At 59.3% G+C, this 20,918-nt stretch carries 22 protein-coding genes; 8 read left to right on the top strand and 14 right to left on the bottom strand.

The window, feature by feature from the left end:
* Positions 1-234: 234 nt before the first annotated feature.
* Positions 235-1,590, bottom strand: coding sequence for an MFS transporter (locus SWE17_RS08885; protein ID WP_322992744.1), 1,356 nt, complete (start codon positions 1,588-1,590; stop codon positions 235-237).
* Between the two features lie 7 nt (positions 1,591-1,597).
* Positions 1,598-2,440 (bottom strand): orotidine-5'-phosphate decarboxylase, encoded by an 843-nt coding sequence (gene pyrF, locus SWE17_RS08880; protein ID WP_197275264.1) that lies wholly within the window; start codon positions 2,438-2,440, stop codon positions 1,598-1,600.
* A 35-nt stretch (positions 2,441-2,475) separates the two neighbouring features.
* Between pyrF and SWE17_RS08875 the strand changes: the two genes are divergently transcribed.
* Entirely contained in the window at positions 2,476-3,360 is an 885-nt protein-coding gene (locus SWE17_RS08875) for a DMT family transporter (RefSeq protein WP_322992743.1), read from the top strand.
* Between the two features lie 8 nt (positions 3,361-3,368).
* Here SWE17_RS08875 and SWE17_RS08870 read toward each other — a convergent pair whose 3' ends face one another.
* The 4 genes from SWE17_RS08870 to SWE17_RS08855 are packed head-to-tail and all read right to left on the bottom strand — an operon-like array spanning position 3,369 to position 6,497.
* Entirely contained in the window at positions 3,369-4,232 is an 864-nt protein-coding gene (locus SWE17_RS08870; protein ID WP_322992742.1) for a uracil-DNA glycosylase, read from the bottom strand.
* 8 nt (positions 4,233-4,240) lie between these two features.
* Complete coding sequence (gene rimI / locus SWE17_RS08865) at positions 4,241-4,750, bottom strand: ribosomal protein S18-alanine N-acetyltransferase (protein ID WP_322992741.1); 510 nt, start codon at positions 4,748-4,750, stop codon at positions 4,241-4,243.
* The gene (gene tsaB, locus SWE17_RS08860) at positions 4,747-5,532 is read right to left on the bottom strand and encodes a tRNA (adenosine(37)-N6)-threonylcarbamoyltransferase complex dimerization subunit type 1 TsaB (RefSeq protein ID WP_322992740.1); all 786 of its coding nucleotides are present in this window, start codon (positions 5,530-5,532) and stop codon (positions 4,747-4,749) included. Before tsaB ends, rimI begins: the two co-directional genes overlap by 4 nt.
* Positions 5,529-6,497: a DMT family transporter gene (locus tag SWE17_RS08855; RefSeq protein ID WP_322992739.1), complete on the bottom strand. Its 969-nt coding sequence runs from the start codon at positions 6,495-6,497 to the stop codon at positions 5,529-5,531. The genes tsaB and SWE17_RS08855 overlap by 4 nt, the downstream gene beginning before the upstream one ends.
* Before the next feature lie 78 nt (positions 6,498-6,575).
* Between SWE17_RS08855 and dacB the strand changes: the two genes are divergently transcribed.
* The 3 genes from dacB (at position 6,576) to SWE17_RS08840 (ending at position 9,801) form a co-directional block, all read left to right on the top strand.
* A complete protein-coding gene (gene dacB, locus SWE17_RS08850; protein ID WP_322992738.1) occupies positions 6,576-8,168 on the top strand; it encodes a D-alanyl-D-alanine carboxypeptidase/D-alanyl-D-alanine-endopeptidase in 1,593 nt (530 codons plus the stop codon).
* Positions 8,165-8,419, top strand: a complete 255-nt coding sequence (locus SWE17_RS08845) for a SemiSWEET transporter (RefSeq protein WP_322992737.1) — start codon at positions 8,165-8,167, stop codon at positions 8,417-8,419. Before dacB ends, SWE17_RS08845 begins: the two co-directional genes overlap by 4 nt.
* Positions 8,420-8,535: 116 nt before the next feature.
* Positions 8,536-9,801, top strand: a complete 1,266-nt coding sequence (locus tag SWE17_RS08840) for a lipase family protein (protein ID WP_322992736.1) — start codon at positions 8,536-8,538, stop codon at positions 9,799-9,801.
* 69 nt (positions 9,802-9,870) lie between these two features.
* On the opposite strand, the gene SWE17_RS08835 is transcribed toward SWE17_RS08840, so the two are convergent.
* The 3 genes from SWE17_RS08835 to purE are packed head-to-tail and all read right to left on the bottom strand — an operon-like array spanning position 9,871 to position 12,583.
* Positions 9,871-10,887: an L-threonylcarbamoyladenylate synthase gene (locus SWE17_RS08835; protein ID WP_322992735.1), complete on the bottom strand. Its 1,017-nt coding sequence runs from the start codon at positions 10,885-10,887 to the stop codon at positions 9,871-9,873.
* Positions 10,888-10,895: 8 nt separating this feature from the next.
* Entirely contained in the window at positions 10,896-12,086 is a 1,191-nt protein-coding gene (locus tag SWE17_RS08830) for a 5-(carboxyamino)imidazole ribonucleotide synthase (protein WP_322992734.1), read from the bottom strand.
* On the bottom strand, positions 12,083-12,583 hold the full coding sequence (gene purE, locus SWE17_RS08825; RefSeq protein WP_322992733.1) for a 5-(carboxyamino)imidazole ribonucleotide mutase: 501 nt from the start codon (positions 12,581-12,583) through the stop codon (positions 12,083-12,085). The genes SWE17_RS08830 and purE overlap by 4 nt, the downstream gene beginning before the upstream one ends.
* 81 nt (positions 12,584-12,664) lie before the next feature.
* Between purE and trxA the strand changes: the two genes are divergently transcribed.
* Entirely contained in the window at positions 12,665-13,618 is a 954-nt protein-coding gene (gene trxA, locus SWE17_RS08820) for a thioredoxin (RefSeq protein WP_322992732.1), read from the top strand.
* A gap of 87 nt (positions 13,619-13,705) precedes the next feature.
* On the opposite strand, the gene SWE17_RS08815 is transcribed toward trxA, so the two are convergent.
* Positions 13,706-14,227 (bottom strand): DUF962 domain-containing protein, encoded by a 522-nt coding sequence (locus tag SWE17_RS08815; protein ID WP_322992731.1) that lies wholly within the window; start codon positions 14,225-14,227, stop codon positions 13,706-13,708.
* Positions 14,228-14,380: 153 nt separating this feature from the next.
* Between SWE17_RS08815 and SWE17_RS08810 the strand changes: the two genes are divergently transcribed.
* Together SWE17_RS08810 and SWE17_RS08805 are read left to right on the top strand one after the other, a co-directional pair.
* Positions 14,381-14,746, top strand: a complete 366-nt coding sequence (locus SWE17_RS08810; protein ID WP_322992730.1) for a hypothetical protein — start codon at positions 14,381-14,383, stop codon at positions 14,744-14,746.
* Positions 14,747-14,841: 95 nt separating this feature from the next.
* Positions 14,842-15,507 carry a hypothetical protein gene (locus tag SWE17_RS08805; protein ID WP_322992729.1) on the top strand — a complete coding sequence of 222 codons (666 nt, stop codon included), beginning with the start codon at positions 14,842-14,844 and terminating at the stop codon, positions 15,505-15,507.
* Positions 15,508-15,576: 69 nt separating this feature from the next.
* On the opposite strand, the gene SWE17_RS08800 is transcribed toward SWE17_RS08805, so the two are convergent.
* The 3 genes from SWE17_RS08800 to pyk all read right to left on the bottom strand — a co-directional run bounded on the left by SWE17_RS08800 (position 15,577) and on the right by pyk (position 19,191).
* On the bottom strand, positions 15,577-16,485 hold the full coding sequence (locus tag SWE17_RS08800; RefSeq protein WP_322992728.1) for a phosphoribosylaminoimidazolesuccinocarboxamide synthase: 909 nt from the start codon (positions 16,483-16,485) through the stop codon (positions 15,577-15,579).
* A gap of 76 nt (positions 16,486-16,561) precedes the next feature.
* A complete protein-coding gene (fba, locus tag SWE17_RS08795; protein WP_322992727.1) occupies positions 16,562-17,626 on the bottom strand; it encodes a class II fructose-bisphosphate aldolase in 1,065 nt (354 codons plus the stop codon).
* Positions 17,627-17,757: 131 nt separating this feature from the next.
* Complete coding sequence (pyk, locus tag SWE17_RS08790) at positions 17,758-19,191, bottom strand: pyruvate kinase (protein ID WP_322992726.1); 1,434 nt, start codon at positions 19,189-19,191, stop codon at positions 17,758-17,760.
* A 231-nt stretch (positions 19,192-19,422) separates the two neighbouring features.
* Here pyk and SWE17_RS08785 point away from each other — a divergent pair, with 231 nt between their 5' ends.
* Complete coding sequence (locus SWE17_RS08785; protein WP_322992725.1) at positions 19,423-20,538, top strand: fatty acid desaturase; 1,116 nt, start codon at positions 19,423-19,425, stop codon at positions 20,536-20,538.
* A gap of 154 nt (positions 20,539-20,692) precedes the next feature.
* On the opposite strand, the gene pgk is transcribed toward SWE17_RS08785, so the two are convergent.
* A partial coding sequence (gene pgk, locus SWE17_RS08780) for a phosphoglycerate kinase (protein WP_322992724.1) occupies positions 20,693-20,918 on the bottom strand: 226 nt, incomplete at its 5' end.

Raw genomic sequence — 20,918 nt, 5'->3', positions numbered from 1 at the left:
ATCTGTCGGAATTTGTCGTCAGCTGATGACGCTTTTTCGATCCTGATCGCGTTATCACGAAAGCCAATCTAAACGCTCGATTTGCAGTCTGTGACGACCAAGTGTTGTCGCCGTCCGAAAACTGACCATCTAAACCTAGGAGTGCCTGCTCAAAATCGACACATGGGGTTGGATTTCCCTTAGGGTTCCAAGTCAGACCCGACGACGGCTTCCGCTGCCTTGGAGTCAATCGCCTCAACGAGCACGCAAGCGGGCCACGCTCAGCACAGCGCCCAGGCCTGCCGTGAACGCGCCCAGCATCACCGCATGGCCTGCGCCCTGCGGACCGAACAGGTTGAAGCACAAGGCCACCAAAGCCGCACCGCTGGCCTGCCCGATCAATCGCGCCAAAGCCACCATACCACTGGCGCCGCTGGTGCGATGGGCGGGTGCGCTGGCCATGATGGCACGCAGATTGGGCGACTGAAACAGCCCAAAGCCTACACCACACAGCGCCATGCTCAAGGCCATGACGGCAAACGAAACCTCAGCTCCAGACATGCTCAACCCGGCCATGCCCAGGCTCAAAATGCCCAGCCCCACACCGCCCAAAATCGCAGCCGGATAACGGTCGGACAAGGTGCCCGCCACAGGCGCCATCAAAGCCACCACCAGAGCCCAGACCGACATGAGCACCCCGGTTTCCACAAACGGGCGATTCAGTTGCTGTTGAAAAAAGAAGGGCAAAGCCACAAACGCAAGGCCCTGTGTCGTGAAGGCGCTGAACGAGGTGAACACCGACAGGCTGAACAAGGGCCGCCGCATCAGATCGACCGGCAGCACAGGCGCGGCCTGGCCGCGCTGGCGCAACAACAGCCAACCACCGCTGCCCAGCATGAGCCCCAGCGCAGTCAGAACAACCCAGCCTTTTTGCTGAGCCACGGCACTGAGCGTGAACACCAAGGATGCAAAACAAACGGCCGCCAGCAGCGCCAGTACACGGTCATAGGGCACGTTGGTTTTGGCAGGTACGGTGCGGGGCAAGTAACGCCACGCCAACAAGAGCCCGACCATTCCCAGTGGCGCCTGCAAGCCAAACAACCAGGGCCAGGGCAACACGGCCAGCAAGAGCGAAGCCACCGTGGGGCCCAGGCTGTAGCCCAAGCCCACGATCAGGGCGTTCATACCGGCACCGCGGCCCAGCTTTTCTGGAGGGTAGATGCTCTGGATCAAGGCGAGGTTGACGCTCATCACCCCGGCCGCCCCCACACCTTGAATGGCGCGGAAAAAGGCCAGCCACTCCAGCTGCGTGGCGCTGGCACTGGCCAGTGCCGCCAGGTTGAAGAGCACGATGCCCAGCAAAAACACTTTGCGTGGGCCCCAACGGTCACCCAAAGCAGCCAAGGGCAGCAGCACCGCCACCTCCGCCAACTGGTAGGCATGCACTACCCAGACCGACTCGGCCGGTGTGCTTTGCAAGGCCTCACCGATGGCAGGCAAGGCCGTGTTGGCCACCGATTGGTCGAGCGAACCGAGAAAGACCGCCATCAACAAGGACAGCAGAGCCATCCAGGGTATGCCGCTCGGCGCTGGCTGAGTGGCAGCGTTCATCCAGGCATCAGGCCTTGGCCGCTTCCAGCGTGTCGCGTGTCTGCAGGGCCACTTGGCGGGCGGCTTGCTCGAAGTCGTCACCGCTCGATGCGTACAGCACGGCACGCGATGAGTTGACGATGATCGATCCTGCGCTGCTGCCGTCGGCGTTAGCACGCCAGCCAGCCTTGACGGTGGCGACTGCGTCGCCGCCTTGTGCGCCCACACCGGGGATAAGCAGGGGGACGGTGGGGGCCAATTCGCGCACGCGCTCTATTTCTGCGGGATAGGTTGCGCCCACCACCAGACCCAGTTGGCCATTCAGGTTCCAGGGACCTTGGGCCAGACGGGCCACATGCTCGTACAAGAGCGGCTGGCCTTCGACCGAAGCCAAGCGCTGGTTTTGCAAATCGTCGCCACCGGGGTTGGAGGTGCGGCACAACAAGAAGGCGCCTTTGCCGTGGTACTTGAGGTACGGGGCCACCGAGTCCCAGCCCATGAAGGGCGACAGGGTCACGGCATCTGCACCGTAACGCTCAAAAGCCTCTTTGGCGTATTGCTCAGCGGTGCTGCCAATGTCGCCACGCTTGGCGTCCAAAATGATGGGCACATGCGGGGCCACGCGGCGCATGTGCTCCATCAGGCGTTCGAGCTGGCCCTCGGCGCGGTGTGCGGCAAAGTAGGCAATTTGAGGTTTGAAGCTGCTAACCAGGTCGGCCGTGGCGTCGACGATGCGAGCGCAAAAGTCGTAGATCTTGTTGGCGTCGCCCTTGTAGGCGTCAGGGAACTTGGTGGGTTCGGGGTCCAGGCCCACGCAAAGCATGGAGCCGTTTTGGCGCTCGGCGGCGCGCAGCATGTCGAGGAAGGTCATGGGTTGTGATTTTACGGCCCGATAAGATGCACCCCATGCACAAACTCTCTCCCCGCCAATGGACCCTCTTGGTTTTGCTCACCTTGGTCTGGGGCATCAACTGGCCGGTCATGAAAATGGGGGTCACGGGCTTTCCGCCTTTGACCTTTCGGGCCATGTGCCTTTGGCTGGGCACACCGGTATTGGGGCTGGCATTGCTGGCGATGAAAGTCCCGTTTCGGATTCCGCGTGCGCATTGGCGCGAGTTGCTGGTGTTGGCAGTGTTCAACATGTTCATTTGGCACGCGCTGATCATCATCGCGGTGCAATCCCTGTCCAGCGGGCGGGCGGCGATTTTGGGCTACACCATGCCCATGTTTTCAGCCTTGCTGGGTGCTTGGGTGTTTGGTGACCAGTTGGCCAAGCGCTCGTGGGCTGGGGTGGCCGCCGCCAGCCTGGGCGTGGTGCTTTTGCTCTGGCATGAGTTGTCCAATTTGAGCGGCAGGCCCACCGGGGTCTTGCTGGCCTTGGTGGCGGCCAGCACTTGGGCGCTGGGCACGCAAATGTTGCGCCGCACCCAGATGCCGATCCCCACTTTGGCCATCTCGTTTTGGATGACCCTCATGACCACCGGGGTGATCAGCGTGCTGGCCGTGGTGCTGGAGAGCGATCGCTGGGTGGCCCCGTCACCCTCCAACTGGTTTGCCATCGGTTTCAATGCCGTATTGGTTTTTGGCTTTGCGCACGCCGCTTGGTTTTACCTGGCACGCAGCTTGCCGCCCGTGGCATCCACATTGAGCGTGATGCTGATCCCTGTGCTGGGCGTATTCAGCGGAGCGGCCTGGTTGGGCGAGGTGCTGCACTGGCAAGACTGGGCAGCGGTGGGCTTGATGATGCTGTCAATCGCGGCCGTGCTGTGGCCCAAGAGCCAGGCGGCTTGAATGGCCGTTTATCCCTGTACCGTTTTGAGCGCCAGCACCAAATCGGCCCAGGCCTTGGCCTTGTCGGGCAGATTGCGCAGCAACGAATCGGGGTGGTAGGTCACCACCACAGGAACGCCTTGGTAGCTGTGGACTTGACCACGCAATTTGCCCAGCGGCTCGGTCGATTGCAGCACAGACTGAATCGAAAACCGCCCCATCACCACAATGACTTTGGGTTTGACGAGAGCCACCTGCCGCGCCAAATACGGCTCGCATGTGGCTAACTCTTGCGGGCTGGGGTTGCGGCTGCCGGGAAGGCGGCACTTGAGGCTGCTGGTGATGTAGACACCCCCTTCGCCTTTTGCCTCGCGGCTCAAACCGACCGCTTTGAGCATGTTGTCGAGCAACTGCTTGGCTTGACCGACAAACGGTTCGCCAAGCTGGCCTTCGGCTTCGACCTGCGGGTCACCCACGACCAGCCAATCGGCTTGCACATCACCCACGCCGAACACGGCCTGTTGACGGTTCGTGCACAAATCACAGGCCCGGCAAGCGGCCACGGTGGCTTCCAAGGCCGTCCAATCCATCTGATCCACGCCCTCGGCCAAGGGCTTGCCCACCAGCACTTCGGGCACCGGCATGGGCGCAACGGCAGGCGTGGGGGCTGGGGCCGCAGGCCGTGAAACCGGCGATGCCGCAGGGGCCAACCCCGCGGGAGCAGACGCGGGCAGGGCCACATCAGACGAAGCGGCAAGCACCGGGGCTGGGGTCTGAGCTTGAGCATGAGGCTGTTCGTCGGCGGGGCGTTGCGGCCACCACACGCGCACGCCCATTTCGGCCAGCATGGCGCGTTGGCGGTCGTCCAGGTCGAATCGGGTGGGGTCGCTCATGTTCAGGCTCACAGTTTCAAACTCATCACCACCGCATGCTCTCGCTGCTGGCGGCCTGCAGGATAGTAATCCTTGCGGACACTGATCTGCTTGAAGCCATAGCGCTCGTAGACCTTCAGTGCCCGCAGATTGCTTTGGCGTACCTCCAGCCACAACCACTGCGCGCCTTCATGGCGCGACATCAACGACAAGGCGTCCAGCATCATGTGGCCCCAGCCTTGTCCTTGGTGCGCTGGCGCCACGGTGATGTTGAGCAAATGCATCTCTTCAAAGCCGCGCATGGCCAAAAAGTAACCCAACAATTCGCCATCCAGCCACAGACATTGGGCATCAAACAGCGGGTTGAGCGAGTCACGAAAATTGCCCCGCGTCCAGGGGTGGCTGTAGGCGGTTTGCTCGATGGCGATCACCGCGTCCAAGTCGTCCTGCGTCATGGGGGCCAGCGTGACGCGGTTGCGCGTGGCTTCCGACGGCTGAGTGCCTTCGTCAATTGAAGCTGGCTTGCTGGACAGACTCATGGCTGCGCTGCGGCCTTGTCCAGGGCTGTCTTGGCCTTCATGGCCTCGCGCTCGGCGGTGGTGTTGGCCACCTTGTCGCGGATGTACAGCGGCATGGCCTGTTCAGCCGGCACAGCCAGGCCTTGGGCCCACAAGGCGGGCGCCAAGCGCAGCAATGCGGCGGCAGTGGGCAAAGCCTCGCAGCGCAAGCCTCCCGGCACCACCTGGGGCAGTCGCTCGCCATATGCGGCAAAGGCGTTGCCAGCCTGCAGCACCGGGAAGTCATTGGGCCACTGGAGTTTTTCGGGGGCACCCACCTGCAAGGGCGCGGCTTCTTGCCAACGGCCGTGGTTTGCGCCCGGCACGGGCTCCCAACGGTAAGCGGCGCTGTAGACCTCGTCCATGCGGGCGTCCAACAGCGCCAGCACGGTGATCTCGGCATCGTGTGCGATGGCCCCGGCTTGAAGTTGCGCCCAGCGGGCCTCTTCAGCCACAGCCAGCAAAGTATCCACAGGCAAGACCGGCAAATCCGAACCAAAGGCCAAGCCCTGCGCCACGGCACACGCGGTGCGCAAGCCCGTGAAAGAGCCCGGACCCCGGCCAAAAACGATGGCGTCTAGCGAGGCCAGAGGCATGTCGGCCTCGGCGAGCATGGCCAGCACCGCCGGAATCAAACCGCTGGAGGCTTGTGCCCCCCCTGGCAAGGTCTGCGTCCAGACTTGGTCGCCGCGAGCCACAGCCAAAGACAGCACATCGGTGCTGGTGTCAAAAGCCAGCCAACGCGGCTGAGTGACTGCGGTCATGATTTGACCTCCGCATCGGGTGCTGGTTTTTTGGCCTGACGCACGCCAAACAAAATACCGCTGGTCACCAATGCCAGACCAGCCAACAAATTCCAGTGCAGGGGCTCGCCCAAGAACCACACCGCGCCCAAGGCCGATAAGCCCGGCACCAGTGCCGTGATCATGGTCGAACGCACCGGGCCGTAATGGCGCACCATCTGCGTGAAAGTGATGCCCGAAATGACCACAGAGCCCACACCTTGGAACACCGCTTGGAAAACGATTTCGGTCCAAGGCACCTGCATCAAATGGCTGGGCACTACGCCCAACCCCACCAGAACCAAATAAACCGGGACAAAAGTCACGAAAGCAAACGCGGTGATGGCCATGGTGGCGCGTACCGCATCCAACCCATGGCGACGCACGGTGACGCTGTAGCCCGCCCAGCAGCAAGCGGCCGTCATGAACATCAAATCACCTTTCCAGACCTCTCCGCCGTCAAAGGCCAAGAGCAAACTGGCACCGCCCACCAACACATCACCCAGCACAATGAAGCCCAGCCCCACCGCACGGGCCGATGAAACTTTTTCGCGCAAGACCAGCCAAGCCAGCAGGGTGGTCCAAAGGGGCAGACTGCCTGGCAACAAGACCGACGCATGGGAAGCGGGGGCAAAAAAGAAACCGTTGTAGGCCAAGACGGCGTAGAGCAAACCGCCCAACACACCCGCCTGCAATGTAGGCCCCAAGGGCAAGGGCGACAGCCCCCCCAATGAACCCACGGCTTGGCCCGCAAGACGGGCCGGACGCATCAACCACCAAGCCCAGGGCAGCAAGACGGCGCTGGCCCCCAAAATGCGGGCCAGAGCAATGTCCAAAGGCAGCAAGCCCCGAGAAGCCGAAGCACGCGCAATGACAATGAAACCGGTCCAGATGAACACCGTGATGACCGCAGAAGCCAGGCCCACGGTTTTTGAAGAAAATCGCATGGGCTGAATCATACGGGGCCGATGCCTCTCTTTCGAGCGCCCAAGAACAAACGCCATCCACCCCGTTAGACTTGACCGATGTTGTTCTCCAGCTCTTCGCGCCCACGCTCTGGGTCCATTGCCCCGGCCTTATTGCGGCTGCTTGTGTCGGGTCGCACCCTGCCAAGAATCGCGCTGCGCAGGTGGCTGTGGCTGGCCCTGGCAGTGGGCATGGCGCTGGGTGGGCCGGCCATCGCCCAAGAGACCCAGAACAAAAAGCCGACCCACAACTTGGCGCAGGGCAAACTGCCGCGGCAAGTGCTGCAAACCTTGCAACAAGCCCAAGTCCCACCGTCGGGCTTGAGTGTCCTCATCACGCCCTTGCCCAATAGCCTGATCTCGAACACCGAGCCCCGCCATTTGTCGCACCAAGCCCATGCCAGCGTGAACCCCGCTTCGGTCATGAAGCTGTTCACCACTTATGCTGGGCTCAGCCTGCTGGGCCCTGACCATGTCTGGCGTAACCGCATCTACACCGACGGCCCTTTGCGTGAAGGCATGCTGCAGGGCAACCTGATCGTGCGAGGCAGTGGCGACCCTAAGCTGGTCGTTGAACGCTTGCAAGACCTCATGACCCAAGTGCAGGCTGCGGGCGTGCGCGAGGTGCGCGGCGATATCGTGCTCGACCGCAGTGTGTTTGACGTGCGCGAACGCAGCGAACCCTTTGACGACGAGCCCCTTCGACCCTACAACGTGTCGCCCGACGGCTTGCTGCTGAACTTCAAGGCTGTGGTTTACAAATTCACCCCCGATGGTGCGAGTGGGCAAGTGCAAGTGCGTTTTGAACCGCCCTTGGCGGGCTTGACAGTCCCCTCCCAATTGCCCTTGACGAGTGCCCCTTGCACCGACTGGAGGCGTCAGCTGCAAGCCGACTTCAGCCAACCCTTGCAAGTGCGCTTTGCAGGCAGCTACCCCTCACGCTGCGGAGAGCGCGAATGGCCCGTGGCCTACCCCGAACCAGAAGCCTATGCGCCGCGTGTCATTCGCGCCCTGTGGCTGGGTGCGGGCGGACAACTCACCGGGCAAGTGCGTTACGGCACGCGCTCAGCATCGGCCAGGCTGCTGCTGGAAGCGCCGTCCTTGCCGCTGTCCGACATCATCCAAAACATCAACAAGTTCTCCAACAACGTGATGGCCCAACAGCTTTACCTGACGCTGTCGAGCGAGTTGGGGGCACCCGGCCGATTCGAAGCCTCGCGAGTGCGCTTGTCGCAGTGGTGGCGAAGCGGATTTGCAGGACAGGATGAGCCCGTGATGGACAACGGATCAGGTCTCTCCCGCCACGAACGCAGCACGGCTCAGGCTTTGACCGCGCTCCTGCAAGCAGCCCATTCTGGGACCCACGCCAAACCCTTTGTCAGTTCTCTGTCGGTGGCCGGCATGGACGGCACCACCGCCCGACTCAAAGACCGCAACCCACAATCCCCAGTCATTGGGAACGCCTGGCTCAAAACCGGTTCGCTGCGCGACGTGGCCTCGGTCGCGGGCTATGTGCAAGGGCAAAGCGGGCAACGCTACACACTGGTGGCCGTTTTGAATCACCCCAACGCCCAACAAGCCCGAGCGGCTCTTGACCAACTCCTTGAATGGACCGTGCGCGACACCCGATCGCCCAAGGCCAACACACCATGAACTTGATCGACTGGGTCGGCTCTTTGGCCGCCATCCTGACCACGGCCAGCTTTGTACCTCAAGCTTGGCAAACCTTCCGAACCCGAGACGTGAGCGGTATTTCTCTGAGCATGTACAGCCTCTTTACCGTGGGCGTGGCACTGTGGCTGGTCTATGGCGTTTTGCTGGTGGCCTGGCCCATCATCATCGCCAACACCATCACCACCAGCCTGGCGCTGATGATTTTGGTGATGAAGTTGCGTTATCGGTGAGCTGATAGCCCCTGACTGCCGATCAAAAGTCAGTGATAACCCCATGGTTAGATACCCATGAGTCGACTACAGTGAAAAAAGAACGATTGTTCTTTTTAATCCAATGGAGACAAACCATGAAGACATTGAAATACGGCATCTCGATTTTGGGTGCAGCCCTGCTTGCGGCTTGCGGGGGAGGCGATTCACCTCATGGCACATTGATTGAGAGCCCCGTATTGCTGGCGACACTGACCAAAGCACAGTTCGACGGTGGGCCACTTGTGGGTTTGAGCGGCAAAGCCAAATGTGACGTTAAGGTCGTTTCCATTAACTACCTGACACCCGGTGTCAAGGGCGAAAGCTCAAATGCTTCGGGCGTTTTGTTGCTCCCATCGGGCGCCGATTGCACGGCCGCTGCACCCTTGGTGGCTTATGCCAAAGGCACAGATGTGCAAAAACCCCGCACACTGGCCAACCCTGCCGACGGCGAAACCTTCTTACTCGCTGCCATGTACGCAAGCCAAGGTTATGCCGTGGTAGCCACCGACTATTTGGGATTCGCCAAATCCAGTCACAGCTATCACCCTTATCTGCATGCAGACACTGAGGCCTCATCGGTGATCGACTCGATTCGCGCTGCGCGCAATGCTGTGTCTTCGCAAGGAGCCAGCCTCAACGGCAAGGTCATGCTGACGGGCTACTCTCAAGGTGGCCATGCCTCGATGGCGGCACACCGCGCCATTGAAAAGAGCCTGTCTTCGGAGATCAACGTTGTGGCCGGCGCACACTTGGCTGGACCGTACAACCTGTCGGGATCCATGCAACTGCCAAACGCAATTGCCGGCTACCAGTTCTTTGTGCCTTACCTCGTCACCGCATGGCAGAAGATCTACGGCAATTTGTACAGCGATGTCAAAACGGCATTCAAAGCACCTTATGCGGATGGGATCGAGTCTTTGTTGCCTAATCCTACCTTGGACTACATCACTCTGGTCACCAGCGGCAAGTTGCCAGGTGGCGGAACCCCAAACCAGGCCCGCGATGCACTGTTTCAACCTGCTTTCATCACAGACATCACCGCAAATGCGAACAATGCTGTAGTCGCTGCAGCCAAGAAAAACGACCTACTGGACTGGAGTCCCAAATCACCACTGATGCTATGCGGTGGCTCTGGCGACCCCACAGTGCCGCCTGCTGTGCATCAGGCTGTCATGAAAGCCGCCTTCGATGCAAAAGGTCTTACGAATGTTCGATCGGTTGATGTAGATGCGACTATTCAATACTTACACGGAACTGAGTTGGCAACTGACCCTATGACTTATTACGGCAATTACCATGGCACATATGAACCTCCACTTTGCCACGCGGAAGCCAAAAAAGAGTTTGATAAGGTGAAGTAATCCCGAAAACTTTATGAACAAGGCCCGCTTCGCGCGGGCCTTGTTCTTGGACAGATAAATTACAGCGCCTTAAGCCGCAGCCCGCTGCAACCTGTCCCGTACGCCTTCCCATTCGGGCGTGTCGGGCGGCAGCTGGACCCAAATTTGGCTCACCCCCCGAGCGTCCAAGTCGCGCAGCACGCTGAACAAGTCGTGCGCGGCTTGCTCGGCCGTGTTGGCTTGTTGGCGCCACAACACCCCAGCGCCCACCCCTGAACCCATGGCCTGTTCGCTGGCAGGTCGCTCTGCCGACCAGAGTCCGAGGTTGTTGGCGTGTGGGCCGAGGGCTTGCAATTTATGGGCAATGTCAGCCGCCGTCATCAAACGCACCTTGGCACGCGGCGCGTAATGCGATTCGAGGGTGCCAGAGGCTCGGGGTGCAGGCTGGCCCAACACCGCTTGCGGTGCGTCCTTGTCCAGCACGGTGCGGCCGCAAACGGCTTCAATCTGCGACCGTGTAATGTGTCCTGGGCGCAGCAAAACGGGTTCGCCACGGGTGCAGTCGATGATGGTGGACTCGATGCCAACTGCGCAGTCGCCGCCATCCAGAATCAACAAATCAGGCCCCAGTTCTGACTGCACATGCGCGGCACTGGTGGGGCTCACGCGGCCAAAGCGGTTGGCGCTGGGGGCCGAGACACCCAGCACGCCCAGCGGCAGACAGGCTTGCAACAAAGCTTGGGCCACCGGGTGCGAGGGGCAGCGCAGACCGATGGAGTCTTGCCCGCCTGCCGAAGCCGTGGCCACACCGCTTTGGCGCGGCAGTATCAAGGTGAGTGGGCCGGGCCAAAAAGCGGCCATCAAGGCTTGCGCAAAGTCGGGCACTTTCGCCGCAAACATCGGCACTTGGTCCCAGCTGGCCACATGCACGATGAGCGGGTGGTCGGCCGGGCGGCCCTTGGCCACAAAGATTTTCGCGACGGCCGCTTCATCGGTGGCATTGGCCGCCAGACCGTACACGGTCTCGGTCGGCAGTCCGACCAACTGGCCGTCACACAAAGCTTGTGCAGCCTGCGCGATGGCAGCCTGGGAGGTGCTCAGGATCATGGTGGTCTTTAAAACGCTTCAATGCCGAGCAAAGCGGCCGCCTGCAAGGCGGTGGCCCGCACAGCCTCGGGCGTGGCCCCAGTGATGTTCAGGTGGCCCATCTTGCGGCCGGGGCGTGCCGACAACTTGCCATACAAATGCAAATGCGTGCCGGGCAGCGCCAGCACTTGGCCCCAAGCGGGGCTGGTGGGGCCTTTGCCTGTGGGTGTGACTTCGGGCCACAGATCGCCCAGCAGGTTAAGCATGATGGCGCTCGAATGCTGGCGCGGCTGCGTGAGAGGTAGCCCTGCCAGGGTGCGCACTTGCAGCTCAAACTGCGACTGGTCACAGGCGTTCATGGTGTAGTGGCCGCTGTTGTGAGGACGTGGGGCCATCTCATTGACGACCAGTTGGCCGCCTTCGAGCAGGAAAAATTCCACGCACAGCACGCCCACGTAGTTCAGGCCTTCGGCAATGGCGCGGGTCGAAGCCACGGCTTGGGCGGCCACATCGGCCGGCACGGCACCTTCGTAGACGCTGGTCACGGCCAAGATACCGTCGCGGTGCAGGTTGAGTTGCACCGGAAAATTCACCATCTGCCCGTCGGCGCCACGCGCCAAGATGACCGAGCACTCGGCTTGCAGGGGCAGCATTTTTTCGAGTACGCAGGGCACGCCCTTCAACTCTGCCCAAGCGGCAGCCAGTTCCTCGCGGGTCTTGACGCGGATTTGACCCTTGCCGTCGTAACCCATGCGGGCGGTCTTCAAAATGCCGGGCAGCAAATCCACCGTGACAGCGTTCAACTGCTCTGGGGTCACGATCACAGCATGCGGCGCGACCGGCACGCCACAGCCCACAAAATGGGCCTTCTCGGCCGCACGGTCTTGCGCAATGGCAACCGACTCGGACGCTGGGGCCACAGGGCGGTGGGCGCCCAGGGTCACCAGCGCGGGTGCGGGCACGTTTTCAAATTCGGTGGTGATGGCAGCGCAGCGCTGCATCAACTGCGCCAAACCTTGTTCGTCCAGGTAATCGGCCTGGATGTGGTGGTGGCTGACCAGTCCAGCCGGACTGGCCGCATCTGGGTCGAGCACGGCGGTGAAATAACCCATGGCCTGCGCGGCGTGCACGAACATGCGGCCCAGCTGGCCGCCGCCCATCACGCCCAGCGTGGCCATCTGGCCATTAACCATAGACCCCGGCAAGATGGCGCGGCTCATGCGGCACCTACCGCTGGGAGGGTCATGGCACGGGCCATGGCGGTTTGTTCAGCGCGGAAAGCTTCCAATTTTTGGCGCAGGGCCGGGTCGTTGTTGGCCAACATGGCCACAGCAAACAAAGCCGCATTGGCAGCACCGGCTGCGCCAATGGCAAAGGTGGCCACGGGCACGCCTTTGGGCATTTGCACGATGCTGTGCAGCGAATCCACGCCCGACAGGGCCTTGGTCTGCACGGGCACACCCAGCACCGGCACCACCGTTTTGGCCGCCAGCATGCCGGGCAAATGGGCCGCCCCACCCGCGCCCGCAATGATGGCTTGCAAACCACGCGCTGCGGCGGTTTCGGCATAAGTGAACATATCGTCCGGCATTCTGTGGGCAGAAACCACGCGGGCATCGTGAGGGATGCCAAACTGTTGGAGAATCTGGACTGCGTGCTGCATGGTGTCCCAGTCGGAGCTGGAACCCATAACGACGCCGATGAGCGCTTGAGTCATTGGGTGCTTTTCGTGATCAATGTTGAATTTTAAGGTTTCACCCGCTTGGGGTCTGGAACACAACCCGGAACACTGCCCGCCATGATGGACGTCACGATACAAAACTTTGAAGCCGAGGTGATCGCAGCCTCCATGACCACGCCCGTGCTGGTGGACTTTTGGGCCGCTTGGTGCGGCCCTTGCAAATCGCTGGGCCCGGTGCTCGAAAAAGTTGAGCTCGCCTACGAAGGTCGCTTCAAGCTGGTCAAGATCAACGCGGACGAAGAACAACAACTGGCCGGGGCCTTTGGCATCAAAAGCCTGCCCACTTGCGTTTTGCTCAAAAATGGCCAGCCGGTCGACGGCTTCATGGGTGCGTTGCCCGAAGGCCAAGTCAAGCAGTTCTTGGACAAACACCTGCCCGCCGAAGGCGAGCTGCAAGCCCAAGCCGCCGCTCAAGAAGCGCAAGAGCACATGCAGGCGGGTGACGCCGACAGTGCTCGCGCCGCATTGGAACAAGCCTTGGCCACCGACCCCGGCAACGACGATGCGCGTTTTGACCTGGTGAAACTGTTGATCGGACTGGGTGAATTGGCCGAAGCCTCGGCCTTGCTGGCGCCGGCCATGGGACGTATCCCGGTGCCCTTGCGTTTTGAGGCACAAACCCAATGGCTCAAGGCTCTGGAATTTGTGACCACCGACCCACGCGGCGAATGGGACTTGGACCAGTTTGACGCTTTGATCGCCCAGAACAAGCGTGATTTCGATGCCCGTTTTGCCAAAAGCCGCTTGTTGATCGCCATTGGCCAGTGGGAAGCGGCCCTGGACGAGTTGCTGGAAATCATCATGCGCGACAAAAAGTGGAGCGACGAGGCACCGCGCAAAACCTTTGTGGCGCTGCTGGAGCTGATGACACCTCCCAAACCCAAAACGCAAGACGCTACCGGCAAGTCAGCCGGGGGTATCGAGCTCATGGGCAAAGCCGCCATGCAAGAAGACCCGCACATGGCCATGATTTCCAGCTACCGGCGCAAGCTGAGCATGATGCTCAACTGAGCACAAGCGAGGCCACCATCCCAAGCCCGGTTCAGCTGCCGCGATGCAGACGAGCCGGGCTTTTTGACGCTAGCGCAGCCCACACACTCAACGGGTGGCCCCTGCCTGGCGTTCGATGTCCATGTGCATCCGCTGCAGCAACCCAGCCCACATGAGCACCTCACCCACCACAAACATCGGCCCCACCAACAAGCCGACGACGTCGTCCACAAAAGCAGGTTTTTTACCTTCGAAATAGTGGCCAATGAACTGGATGACCCAGCCGATGAAGAACAAGCCCAAGCCCGCCTGCCAAACCGCCAAGCCCAGGGTTTGCGCCAAAGGCGGCACCTCATGGGCGGCCGCGATCAGCAGGCCATTGACAACCGATGTAGCCAAGCCCAGCAACACATCGCCCCGGCTCAGGTACCAAAGGCTGGTCAGCGCCCACATGGCCCAAGCCAGCGTCAGCGTCTGACCCGCCACAGGCCAGGCCGGGCCCAGCATCAAGACACCGACGGCCATGAAAATCAGCGGGATGCCCACCAGGTGTGTGGCGATGTTGCGGCGATCGCGGTGGTAATGCGCGTACTGCACCATCAAGGCGGTAGCGGGGCGGAAAAGCGTCATTCAATCCTCTCGTTCTGGCACCCAAAGCGCCAAATGTAATACTTGTCGTTACAGATGTTTACCGGTTTCAGCTGCGAACATGGCCACTGACAGCAATTTTGGGCGGGTTGCACCCTAGAATTTAACCATCACTTTTGGCTACATTTTCAAACCATGTCACGCACCGATCCCCTGATCACACCGGAAGAGCTGCAATGCCTGCTCGGCGGTGCGACTGTGCGCTCGAACATGTCTTTGCGCAGCCAGCTGGCACAACTGCACTCCCTGCATTTTGGCGCTGCACTCTGGCTGGTCAAGGGTGTTTTCCTGTATGCCGTGCTCATGAGCCCCGATGCCGCCAATTTGTTGGGGAGCAGTCGCTACCTGTGGATGCGCGGCAGCCTGGAATTGGTTTGCCTGGCGGTATTCTGGGGTGCGTCCTTACACCCACGCGGCCGGACGGCCGCCAACGCCAGCTTGCTGGTGGCCAGCACCACTTTGCTGCTGGATGGCATGACACTGCTGGCTTTCGCGGGCTGATTTCCCTGCAATTCTTATCGATGCGATCAGCAACAGTGTCGACTAATATAAGAATTGAAAAAGGCAGAAACCATACTCTCTCGTTGTTTAAAAAAATGACCACGAATAATATTCTCACATATAAAGCAGTTTTATCAAACAAAGCCGCATTAGCATTAACATTATCCTCAACGCCAATTGATTCAACCATCTTCAAAGAACCCAACTTTAAAATGGGTATCGATCGAAAATTTCTTGAAGAAAAAATTGGAGAGCAATTTTTTGTAGAGTTTGAAAAGCTAAATAATAAAGATTATTTAAATAAAGCAATTGAGGAAATGCGCAAAAATAAATTCATGCTTGATATTTACAAATCAGTAAAAAAGACTCCGCCAAAAACATACATGACTAGTATTTTAGATAATATCGAAAAAGGCTACATAGAGTTCACCTCAAAAGATATTGTCAAAAAAGATTACATATTTGTTTTGACTCCACAATACCAAGCAACAATATTTACGCTAAGTAAGATGAATTTCCCAAACGATGATGAAAGAAGAAATTTCGGAATAGATTTGTTTGAAAAATTCAAAAGTAACGATAGAAATTTTAAAGATTTTTACAATGATATTTGCGAAAAAGGTCTCGAAAAAGAATTTTCATCCTTTGGTTCCAGCTTATTAGATAGCACTTTCCGTGATGGATTAGAATACAGATCGGAAAAGATTATTATTACAGCATTACTCAAATCAGGCTTTGGCACATTCATAGAAAATATTTAAAATTTATTTCCAAATTTTAAGTTCCTGATTTATACACATTACTTAAATCTGCCCGACATACCGCAAACTTCAAGTCATTAATTTGTTCATCGCCTCTTCGTATTTGGCAGCCGTTTTCTCGATCACTTCGCGGGGCAAACGCGGCGCAGGCGGGGTTTTGTCCCAAGGCTTGCCGTTGATTAGGGCAGTTTCCAGCCAATCACGCAAAAACTGCTTGTCATAACTGGGCGGGTTGGCGCCCTCTGCATAGCTTTCGGCGGGCCAGTAGCGCGAAGAATCTGGCGTCAACACCTCGTCCATCAGCACCAGCGTGCCGTCAGCGTCTAGGCCGAACTCGAACTTGGTGTCGGCAATGATGATGCCCTTGGTGGCCGCGATGTCACGCGCGGCTTTGTAGAGCTGGATGCTGATGTCGCGGATGCGGGTGGCCAGGTCGGCGCCGATCATGGCCACGGTTTGTTCGAAGGTGATGTTTTCGTCGTGCTCACCCACTGCGGCTTTGGCCGCTGGCGTGTAGATGGGCTCGGGCAAGCGGCTCGCGTTTTTCAGGCCTGCAGGCAGGTTCACGCCGCACACGGCTTGGTTGTCTTGGTATTCCTTCCAGCCACTGCCGGCCAGATAACCGCGCACCACCGCCTCGACCGGGATGGGTTTGAGGCGCTTGACCAGCATGGAGCGGCCCACAACCTGCGGCACCTCGTCGGCGCTCACCACGCTCTCGGGCGCTTCACCTGTCAGGTGGATCGGGCAGATGTTCAGGCCCTTGGGTCCGAGCTGGTCAAACCAAAACAGCGCCATTTGCGTGAGCAGCACGCCTTTGCCTGGAATCGGCTCACCCATGATCACGTCGAACGCGCTGATGCGGTCCGACGCCACCATCAAGATGCGGTCGTCGCCCACTGCATAGTTGTCACGCACTTTGCCTCGAGCCAGAAGGGGCAAGGAAGTCAGGGCCGAGGTGTGAAGCGCAGAAGTCATGGCAAAAAACAGTCCAGCAAAAAAGAAAAAGGCCCGTTGAACAGTCAACGGGCCATTCGGGTCGATTATCGCAGGCTCAGTTCACCACTTGCGCCAGCTCACCCTTGGCATATCGACCAGCAAACACTTGCAAGGTCTCGCCCTTGATTTTTGCCGCCTGGCCTTCGCAGCCGAACTGCAGGTAACGCTGTTTGCACAGCTGCTTGGCCGCTTCGCGGGCGGGCTTGAGCCATTCACGCGCGTCGAACTTGTCGGGGTTTTCTGCCAGGAACTTGCGGCAAGCGGCCGTCATGGCCAAACGGATGTCGGTGTCAATGTTGATCTTGCGAACGCCGTGCTTGATGGCTTCCTGGATTTCCTCGACGGGAACGCCGTAAGTCTCCTTCATGTTGCCGCCATATTGGTTGATCATGGCCAACAACTCTTGAGGCACGCTGGAAGACCCATGCATCACCAAATGGGTATTGGGAATGCGCTGGTGGATTTCCTTGACACGGTAGATCGCCAAAATGTCGCCCGTGGGCTTGCGGCTGAACTTGTAGGCGCCGTGGCTTGTACCGATGGCGATGGCCAAGGCATCCAGGCCTGTGGCTTTCACAAATTGGGCTGCCTCTTCGGGGTCAGTCAGCATTTGGCTGTGATCGAGCTTGCCTTCAGCGCCGATGCCGTCTTCCTCGCCGGCTTCGCCGGTTTCCAGGTTGCCCAAGCAGCCCAGCTCACCTTCAACCGACACACCCATTTTGTGGGCCATGTCCACCACACGGCGGGTCACATCAACGTTGTAGCCAAAGTCGGCCGGGGTCTTGCCATCTTCCAACAAAGAGCCGTCCATCATCACCGAAGAAAACCCCAGATCGATCGCACCTTGGCAAACCGCCGGGCTTTGGCCGTGATCCTGATGCATGACCAAAGGAATATGGGGCCACTGCTCGGTAGCAGCCTGGATCAGATGCTTGATGAAGGGCTCACCAGCGTACTTGCGTGCGCCCGCGCTGGCCTGCAAGATGACCGGGGCACCGACTTCGTCGGCGGCGGTCATGACGGCCTGGACTTGCTCCAGATTGTTGACGTTGAAAGCTGGAATGCCGTAGCCGTTGACGGCGGCATGGTCCAGCAGCTCGCGCATTGAAACGAGTGCCATGGTGGTGATTTCCCGGGAAAGTTGAAAATTCAGAGGCGCCGAGGTGTACCCGGCCCGTAACTGAAACAGATTTTATAGGGTTCGGCCTGACACAAGTCTGAACCGCCCCCTCCCGGCAGGGCGAATCACCCTCAATCAACCTTGCAGATTTTCAACATGTTGGTGCCGCCGGGCGAACCCATGGGCTCGCCGCAAGTGATGGCATACACGTCGCCCGAACTCACAATGCCGCGGTTTTTCAGATGATTTTCAGCCTCGGCCAAAGCCGTGTCGCGGTCGGCGCTGGTGTCCATGAGGAGAGGGCTGACGTTGCGGAACAGGGCCATCTTGCGCTGTGACGACAGTTTCGTGGTCAGGGCATAAATCGGAATGTGTACCCGGCGACGGCTCATCCACAAGGCGGTGGAACCCGACTCGGTCATGGCCACAATGGCCTTGGCGCCCAAATGGCTGGCGGTGAACAAAGCTCCCATGGCGATGGACTGGTCAATGCGGCTGAAGGTCTGGCCTTTGAAATCGGCATCGATTTCCACGTCTTCGGCGCCTTCTGCGGCCAAACAGATTTTGGCCATCTCTTCCACCGTCTCGAGCGGGAATTTGCCTGCTGCGGTTTCGGCGCTCAGCATCACGGCGTCGGTGCCATCCAACACCGCGTTGGCCACATCGGACACCTCGGCGCGGGTAGGCACCGGGTTGGTGATCATGCTTTCCATCATTTGGGTGGCCGTGATGACCACTTTGTCGTGCACCTTGGCCAGCTTGATCATGCGTTTTTGCAGCGCAGGCACAGCGGCGTTACCAACTTCCACCGCCAAGTCACCCCGGGCGACCATGATGCCGTCGCTGGCCAACAAGATGCTTTCGAGGTGTGGGATGGCTTCAGCGCGTTCGATCTTGGCAATCAAGCCCGGCTTGTGGCCGTATTCGGCACCCGCCACATTGCACAGTTGGCGGGCCATTTCCATGTCGGTGGCGTTTTTAGGGAAGCTCACGGCCACGTAATCGGCACGCAGGCTCATGGCGGTTTTGATGTCGTCCATGTCCTTGGCGGTCAAGGCTGGGGCCGTGAGGCCGCCGCCTTGTTTGTTGATGCCCTTGTTGTTGGACAACTCGCCACCCAACTTGACCGTGGTGTGCACCTGCTCGCCCTTGACGGCATTGATGGTGAGCACGATCAAACCGTCGTTGAGCAAGAGCACATCGCCCGCCTTGACGTCGCGGGGCAATTCCTTGTAATCCAGGCCCACGCCTTGCAAATCACCCGGCTCAGTGCGAGAGGCATCCAGCACAAAAGGCTGACCCGGCTCCAGCATGACCTTGCCCTCTGCGAACTTGCCCACGCGGATTTTCGGGCCTTGCAGGTCGGCCATGATGGCCACTTCGCGGCCCGCGCGGTGAGAAGCTTCACGCACCAAAAGGGCACGGTCCACATGGTCCTGCGCCTTGCCGTGGCTGAAATTGAGCCGAACCACGTTCACGCCAGCCCGAATCATGGCCTCAAGCAGTGCGGGATCGCTGGAAGCAGGGCCTAAGGTGGCAACAATCTTGGTAGCGCGACGGGACATTCAATGCTCTCCATGTAATTTGATTTCAATTCTCACACGGAATCGGTTACATAGCCGGTTCTTTCCGATCCCTTCCCCTGATGGGAAACCCCAATGGGCCGGGCCCCATGCCCCCAAAGATCCGGGAGATCTCCGAATCCCCTGTGAAGCAGACCCTCAATTGATCCTTGTCAGCCCACCAGAAGGGCAGGACGACTAAACTTGAGCCTAGTTTGTCAAAACTGAAGTGCCATGACTGCCATACCCACCACGACCACCGAACAACCCATTGGTTTAGACCAACCCCTGCCGCACCGCAAAACTTTGCGCGAGTGGCTGGTTCCGCTTTCCGGGCGCAGCACGGTCAGGGCTTTCGCTCTCTTGGTGTTGGATTACGCTTTGTTTTTCGCCTTGATCTCCGGCACGATCGCCTTGGACGCGATTTGGGCCAAACTGCTTTGCGCCTTGGCCGCTGGCTTTGTGATCGGCCGCCTTTTCATCATTGGCCATGACGCTTGCCACCAAAGCCTGACGCCCCACCGCGAACTGAACAAGGTGCTGGGCCGCATCGCCTTTTTGCCATCGCTCACGCCCTACAGCTTGTGGGACACAGGCCACAACGTGGTGCACCACGGCTACACCAACCTCAAAGGCGTGGACTTCGTCTGGACGCCGTTGACAGCGGCCGAATTTGAAGCCTTGAGCCCCATGCAAAAGCTGCTGGAGCGTGCGTACCGCAGTGGCTGGGCGCCGGGCCTGTACTACATGATCGAAATCTGGTGGAAGCGCGAGTTCTTCCCCAACAAAACCCACATGCCCACGCGCCGTCCGATCTTTTTCAAGGACAGCATGCTGGTCACCCTGTTTGGCGCGTTCTGGATCGCCACCATCGCCGCTGCGGCTGTCTACACCGGTCAGTCGGTCTGGCTGTCACTGCTGCTGGGTTTCGCCGTGCCCTTCTTCTTCTGGAACAGCATGATCGGCTTCGTGGTCTATGTTCACCACACCCATGTCAAAGTGTCTTGGCACGACAACAAAGCCGCTTGGACCAAGGCCGCGCCCTTCGTGTCCACCACCGTGCACCTGACCTTCCCCTTCAACATCGGCGGCATGATGCATCACATCATGGAGCACACCGCTCACCATGTGGACATGAGCATCCCGCTGTACCGTTTGAAGCAGGCACAAACCAAGCTTGAAGAAATGCTTCCCGGGCGCATCATCGTGCAAGCCTTCTCTTGGAAGTGGTACTTTGAAACCGCCAAAAACTGCAAGATGTACGACTTCAGCCGCGAATGCTGGACCGACTTCAAAGGCAATATGACCAGCCCGGTGCGCGGCAATTTGCCCACTTCGGCCCAAGCCTGATCAGGCCTTCGCCTCCAACAACAAAAAACCCCGCGATGCGGGGTTTTTTGTTGGGCGATCGTTTGTGGGAGGCTGCCCCTGCGGCCGAAGAGTCTGCATGATCAGGCAAAGTTTCGCGAGCAGGGGCTCGCTCCCACAAGGGAGGGGAATGCGTTCAGCCTGCAGCGCGTTTGGTCAGAATTTCGAACGCGGGCAGAGTTTTGCCTTCCAGGATCTCGAGGAATGCACCACCGCCTGTCGAGATGTAGCCCACCTGCTTTTCGATGCCGTATTTGGCAATCGCGGCCAGTGTGTCACCACCGCCTGCAATGCTGAAGGCGCTGGACTCGGCAATCGCCTGGGCAATCACCTTGGTGCCGTTTTCGAAGGCCGCAAACTCG

The organism is Limnohabitans sp., assembly GCF_034680285.1.
GTDB lineage: Bacteria > Pseudomonadota > Gammaproteobacteria > Burkholderiales > Burkholderiaceae_C > Limnohabitans_A.
This window is presented reverse-complemented; position numbering and strand designations above follow the sequence as displayed.